Genomic DNA, 5,092 nt, shown 5'->3' with positions numbered 1-5,092 from the left:
TCTTGGCTTCTGTCAAACGCTTCTGTCACAAAGCTCAGCAGACTTTATGTGGCGAACTTTAGATTCACGTGACTAGCTTGCGGGCGGCGGCTTCGGGGTTGGCGTGGGGTCGTTCTGCGGTGAGTTTCATCGGTATCCGATAGCTGGGACCACCGGCTTATTCCAGTTGAAGTCCGGCCGGACATCCGCGCCGTGCCTTCCGCACTTCCAGCAAACGAAGCGAGGCTCGATGTCCGATAGCCGTATCTCATCGGCCCAGCGATCGGCCGAGAGCGCGATCGAATGGCTGCACCGGTAGTCGGAGCAGTAGATCAAGACGCCGCGCACACCCATCATGCGCATGTCGCCGAAGGTGATTTTAGTCGGGCGGTGACCAGGCGGTGTACGGTTCTCGTGGCGGGCAGGCTTGCGCATGCCGGCATGAAAGCGCCGACGTGCGCACCTCGCAAATTATCGATTCCTAGCGGCTCAGAGTGGCCGCGAGTTACTGTTTGTCGTGGGTGTGGAAACACGGCCCGCAGTTCACGCCGGCGGGCCTATCCTTTCGGGAATGCTAGAAACAGCTTCACGATGAACCAGAGGATGGGCGCCCAGATCAGGGCGAGTATCAGGCCCATGAAGGCCTGGCTGGTCCGAGTGGAACGTTCATTTGCGCGTCTGCCAACCATGATCGCACTCAGGTGGCTTACAAGATGGATACGAGCACCAGGAGGCCGCCCGCGGCCAGTATCCAGGACAGGAAATGGATCATTCGTGTTCGGTCGCGCGTCATGTTGCGCCTCCGACTATTGCCCATCTCGAAGCAGGCGCCTGACCGGGGGCAGGACATTGAGCCAGATCAAGGCTCCCCCGGAAGCTGAATTGAGGTCGGGACAGGGCGCGGACTTCGGTCCGCTTCAGAACTCACGCCCCACCGCGGGATGGCTGGGCGATGCCGGCACTTTCTGCTCAAGCTGGGTCGCCGCGGCGCGGTGCTTAAAGTGGTCGAGGACGAACAAGCGTAACGTGGACGACAAATTGCCGTGCAAGCGGTTGCGGTCGATCTCACCGGCCAGATCCGAGAGCGTCGTGTTGCGCAGGCTCGAAATCTCCTTCAACCCGGTCCAGAAGGCCTCTTCCAGGCTGACGCTGGTCTTGTGGCTGTCGACGACGATGGATCGTTTCATGACGGGGGATTTCATGGCTCTTCCTCGCGCTCGATGCCCTGCGCCAGCCGGGCCACTCCAATCCTGCAAAGCAGAACGGCCCCGACGCGCGAGGCTGGCCGACACGCCGGAGCCGTTCCTCCCTGCGCACCGCCGCACGCAAAATGACTCTACCGGGAAAAAGTGGCAATATGAGATGCTCTCTGGGAGTAACCCCTGAGGTATCTCCATAGCCCTTGACGGCGGACTCCTCGTCAGAGTCTGATCCGCGCCAAGGGGCGGCATCAGCGCGTCATCAACGAGCGCGTGTGCATGCGATCGCATCCGCCGCAGTCCGGTAGTTCAGTGACATGGCGATCAGGGCATCGCGGGCGAGATCGAGTTCGCAGCCTTCGGCCCATTCCAGACACGTCCGCTCCAACGCGCGCAGCTCGGCTTCCCGGCTTCGATCGGCCACGCGAGTCCATGCCCGTATATTGGACCGATGTTGGACATAGCGGAGGAGGGAACTCGTAAGTCTTTGATTTTGCTGGCGCTCCCTAGCGGAATCGAACCGCTCTCTCCACCGTGAAAGGGTGGCGTCCTAACCGATAGACGAAGGGAGCAAAACTTGCGCCGTGCCGGGGCCCAACGAGTCGTGCCCGGAATGCCCTGAGGCGGGCGAACGTATAGTGGCCTTTGGCCGGTGGGGCAAGCCATTCGGGAACGTCTTTTGGGACCGGCGGAGAAACCTGCCCCCGGGAAAGTTCGGAGGCAATTTCAACGGTTTCTTAGGGTTCCCTGCGCTAGCTCTGGAGGAGGAGATTTCCAACCGATGGCCGCAACCAAGAAGCGGGCAGCACGTAAATTGCTGTCCCAACATGCCTGGATCACGCTCGACGGCGGGTTCGCGGCGCGGCATTGCCTCGTGGCTGACATCTCCACCTCGGGGGCCCGCATCACGCTTGACGAGGATGCGGCTCAACTGCCCGGCGTCATCCGGCTGGCCTTCGCGCGCGATGCCCGGACCGGGCGGAGCTGCCAGGTGGTCTGGCGGCGCGGCAAGTCCGCCGGGATCAAATTCATCTGACGCGCGGCCGCGCCGGCCCGGATGGAAACCGGACCGTGCCCGCGCTACAAGGCGGCATGCGCGCTTTCTCCATCATCTCCATCATCGCCATCGGCTGCCTCGCAATCTCGTCGGCTCGTGCCGAGACGGCGCGCCTGCCCACATCGGAGCGGTCGCCTCCGACCGGCAAAGTGCTGCCGCTCAAGGGCGCGGGGAGCGCCAATGGCTGCGCCGCCTACGGTCCGGGCTTCGTCAAGGTCGAGGGTACCGGAAGCTGCGTGAAGATCGGCGGCGCGCTCGATATCGGTGTTGCCGCCTCGAGCCGGCGCTAGCGCCGCATGCCGGCGAACGGGCTCTCGCTCGACATCGTCGTTCCCGTCCTGATCTATTGCGCGCTGTTCTGGTGGGTCGGCCGCGGCATGAGCTGGACTGCGCGGCTTGCGACCGCCGCCGTTACGCTGGTGCTGGTCGTCTGCGTGCTGCTGGTCGAGCGCGGCTGGCGCTAACCTTCACGACATCGGCGGTGCGACGTACTTTTCAAAGCCCGGCCGGCTCGCGAACTCTGCGAACCAGCGGTTCAGATTCGAAAGCGTCGGACGCGTGATGCCCTCGACGCCGAGCCAGCGCCGCGCATAGGCACCGAGTGCGATATCGGCAATGGTGAAGTCCTCGCCCTCGACGAAGCGGCGTGTCGCGAGTTGCTGATCGAGGATGCACCAGACCTCGGCCGCCGCGTTGGCGTCCTTCTGGACCTGCACCATGTCGCGCTCGGCCGGCGGCGTGCGCACGATGCCCCAGAACACGGGACGATCGGCCGGCTGGAGCGTCGAGAGCGTCCAGTCGAGCCAGCGGTCGACGCCGGCGCGTCGTTTCGCGGCTTGCGGATAGATCCGCGTGTCCTGACGATAGGCGAGACAGAGATAGCGCATGATGGAATTGGATTCCCACAGCACGTAGTCGCCGTCGACCAGCGTCGGGATGCGCGAATTGGGGTTCATCACGAGGTAGTCGGCCTCGCGGGTGCGGCCGAACTGCATGCCGGCATCGATGCGCTCGAAGCCAAGATCAAGTTCGGTCAGGCACCACAGCACCTTCTGCACGTTGACCGAGTTGGCGCGGCCCCACACCGTCAGTTGCGGCGGCTTTTGCTGCGGCACGTTGCTCCTCCCGCGTTCATGCTTTGCTGCCGGTGATAGCGGAGTATCACGCATCGCGCGAGCGGCGTTCGCGAAGCCGTCTCATGCAAAAAGCTCCGCCGGGGGCGGAGCTTTCAGACACGTCCAACAACCGGCAAGCGTCAGTGGCCGAAAAACAGCCACAACAGAATGATCACCGGGATCGGCACGCCAAGCAACCACAGCAACAGCCCTCTCGCCATTCGCGTCCTCCTCCAGATGTCCTCGTTGAGGAGAGAACGCCGACGGGCAGGGCTCGTTCCAAGTGGAACGAGTGTGCTGTTACCAATGACCGGTGTTCGGCATCGACAGCCACGGCTCCTGCGGCGGCTTCGGATCGCCCTTCTGGAGCAGCTCGATGGAGTGCAGGTCGGGCGAGCGGACGAACGCCATGTTGCCGTCGCGCGGCGGCCGGTTGATGGTGATGCCGGCCTTCATCAGCTTCTCGCAGGTCGCGTAGATATCGTCGACCTCATAGGCGAGATGGCCGAAGAAACGATCCTCGCCATACTTCTCCTCGTCCCAATTGTAGGTGAGCTCGACCAGCGGCGCGCCGCGCGTCGAGGGTTGCTTCTTCAGCGCTTCGAGATCGTCCGCCGAGCAGAGGAACACCAGCGTGAAGCGCCCCTTGTCGTTGTCGATCCGCCGCACCTCCTTCAGACCCAGCGCATCCTGATAGAATTTCAGCGCGACATCGAGATTGCGCACGCGCAGCATGGTGTGGAGGTAACGCATGGTCTTTTTCTCCCTAGGCGGTCTTTGACTGAGGCGGGCTTGGTTCGGCCGTTCCATAGCAGCAAACGCGCGACGAGGGCAGGGGAGGAGCGTGCAACCGGCTGCATGGCAGGCTCGCGCTTCACGCCGCTGCTCGACGTTATGGCCGGCAAGGGTGTATCGTCGCCGCTGCCATGAAAAACGGGCTCTACTCCATCCACATCCACATGCTCGACGGCGTGAAGGGCCGCGACAGTGGCGTGCTGGTGCTGCGCGATGGGGTGCTGGTCGGCGGCGGGCCGTACTTCTGGTCGCGAGGTTCGTACACGGTCGGCAACGGCACATGGAAGGGCGAGCTTGCCACCAACCAGCATACCCCGTTTGCCGATCCCTTCGTCCGGCCTCTGTTCGGCGGGCAGGAGGTCACCAGCGGGTTCTCCGGAACGTTCACCGACAAGGAGGCGGAGGTGTTCGGCACCGTGCTGGTCGGCGGCAACCGTAGCCTGAGCTTTCGCGCGACGTTGAAGCGGCTCGCCGACATCTGATCGCGCACCGGAAATCGCCGCGCGGCAAAGCCTAACGAAAGCTTGCACCAGATCGGATAACCCTATTCGGTTAGGTTAAAAGCCGGATCGCGTTGCAGTTGCGACGCATTGCGATAGGTGTCGTCTCGCAGGCAAGCCAAACGCGAGAGCCAGACACGATGGCCATGACGCCACCTTCGACGCCGTCCTTCTACCAGGCCGACCGACAGACCTTTCGTCGTGTCGCGGTCGTCGGCACGTTGTTCTGCGCGGCCTTCGTGGTGATCAGCTTGTCGCTGCGTCCGCAGGTGGAAGACGGATCGCGCGTGCTCGTGAAGGCCGACCGGCTGGTGCGGACGGCGGGGCAACCGCCGCAGACGCACTGAGTGCGCCACCGCTCATTCGAATCCTGAAGATCATCTAGCCGGCCTTCGCTAGCAAGAAGGCGGTGGAGCTAAAGTGAGTTCGCAATCATCGATTCACTTT

General features: G+C 63.2%; 8 protein-coding genes and 1 tRNA gene. 5 read left to right on the top strand and 4 right to left on the bottom strand.

Going from position 1 to position 5,092, the window contains the following annotated elements:
• Window positions 1-896 precede the first annotated feature (896 nt).
• Window positions 897-1,181, bottom strand: coding sequence for a ribbon-helix-helix domain-containing protein (locus Q2941_RS50685; RefSeq protein WP_458197399.1), 285 nt, complete (start codon window positions 1,179-1,181; stop codon window positions 897-899).
• A 494-nt stretch (window positions 1,182-1,675) separates the two neighbouring features.
• A tRNA-Glu gene (locus tag Q2941_RS50680) sits at window positions 1,676-1,750 on the bottom strand.
• 209 nt (window positions 1,751-1,959) lie between these two features.
• On the opposite strand from Q2941_RS50680, the gene Q2941_RS50675 reads away from it, so the two are divergent.
• Genes Q2941_RS50675 through Q2941_RS50665 form a run of 3 tightly spaced genes read left to right on the top strand, consistent with a single transcriptional unit; the run spans window position 1,960 to window position 2,699 of the window.
• Window positions 1,960-2,214, top strand: coding sequence for a PilZ domain-containing protein (locus tag Q2941_RS50675; protein ID WP_027527733.1), 255 nt, complete (start codon window positions 1,960-1,962; stop codon window positions 2,212-2,214).
• A gap of 35 nt (window positions 2,215-2,249) precedes the next feature.
• Window positions 2,250-2,525 (top strand): hypothetical protein, encoded by a 276-nt coding sequence (locus tag Q2941_RS50670; protein ID WP_371260588.1) that lies wholly within the window; start codon window positions 2,250-2,252, stop codon window positions 2,523-2,525.
• 6 nt (window positions 2,526-2,531) lie between these two features.
• Complete coding sequence (locus Q2941_RS50665) at window positions 2,532-2,699, top strand: hypothetical protein (RefSeq protein ID WP_156944862.1); 168 nt, start codon at window positions 2,532-2,534, stop codon at window positions 2,697-2,699.
• A gap of 3 nt (window positions 2,700-2,702) precedes the next feature.
• Here Q2941_RS50665 and Q2941_RS50660 read toward each other — a convergent pair whose 3' ends face one another.
• Window positions 2,703-3,350 carry a glutathione S-transferase family protein gene (locus Q2941_RS50660; protein WP_458197398.1) on the bottom strand — a complete coding sequence of 216 codons (648 nt, stop codon included), beginning with the start codon at window positions 3,348-3,350 and terminating at the stop codon, window positions 2,703-2,705.
• 300 nt (window positions 3,351-3,650) lie between these two features.
• A complete protein-coding gene (locus Q2941_RS50655; RefSeq protein WP_027527730.1) occupies window positions 3,651-4,103 on the bottom strand; it encodes a VOC family protein in 453 nt (150 codons plus the stop codon).
• A gap of 173 nt (window positions 4,104-4,276) precedes the next feature.
• On the opposite strand from Q2941_RS50655, the gene Q2941_RS50650 reads away from it, so the two are divergent.
• The gene (locus Q2941_RS50650) at window positions 4,277-4,627 is read left to right on the top strand and encodes a GrlR family regulatory protein (RefSeq protein WP_458197397.1); all 351 of its coding nucleotides are present in this window, start codon (window positions 4,277-4,279) and stop codon (window positions 4,625-4,627) included.
• A 164-nt stretch (window positions 4,628-4,791) separates the two neighbouring features.
• Window positions 4,792-4,992 carry a hypothetical protein gene (locus Q2941_RS50645; protein ID WP_458197400.1) on the top strand — a complete coding sequence of 67 codons (201 nt, stop codon included), beginning with the start codon at window positions 4,792-4,794 and terminating at the stop codon, window positions 4,990-4,992.
• Window positions 4,993-5,092: the final 100 nt, after the last annotated feature.

The sequence above is a fragment of the Bradyrhizobium sp. UFLA05-153 genome, from assembly GCF_054185185.1.
Note: the sequence above shows the minus strand (reverse complement) of the source record. Positions and strands in the feature narration are given on the sequence as shown.

Excerpts from the sequence above, each read along its gene's own strand:
- Q2941_RS50645 (WP_458197400.1), top strand. The coding sequence starts at position 4,792 with ATGACGCCACCTTCGACGCCGTCCTTCTACCAGGCCGACCGACAGACC.
- Q2941_RS50685 (WP_458197399.1), bottom strand. The coding sequence starts at position 1,181 with ATGAAATCCCCCGTCATGAAACGATCCATCGTCGTCGACAGCCACAAG.
- Q2941_RS50665 (WP_156944862.1), top strand. The coding sequence starts at position 2,532 with ATGCCGGCGAACGGGCTCTCGCTCGACATCGTCGTTCCCGTCCTGATC.
- Q2941_RS50675 (WP_027527733.1), top strand. The coding sequence starts at position 1,960 with ATGGCCGCAACCAAGAAGCGGGCAGCACGTAAATTGCTGTCCCAACAT.
- Q2941_RS50650 (WP_458197397.1), top strand. The coding sequence starts at position 4,277 with ATGAAAAACGGGCTCTACTCCATCCACATCCACATGCTCGACGGCGTG.
- Q2941_RS50655 (WP_027527730.1), bottom strand. The coding sequence starts at position 4,103 with ATGCGTTACCTCCACACCATGCTGCGCGTGCGCAATCTCGATGTCGCG.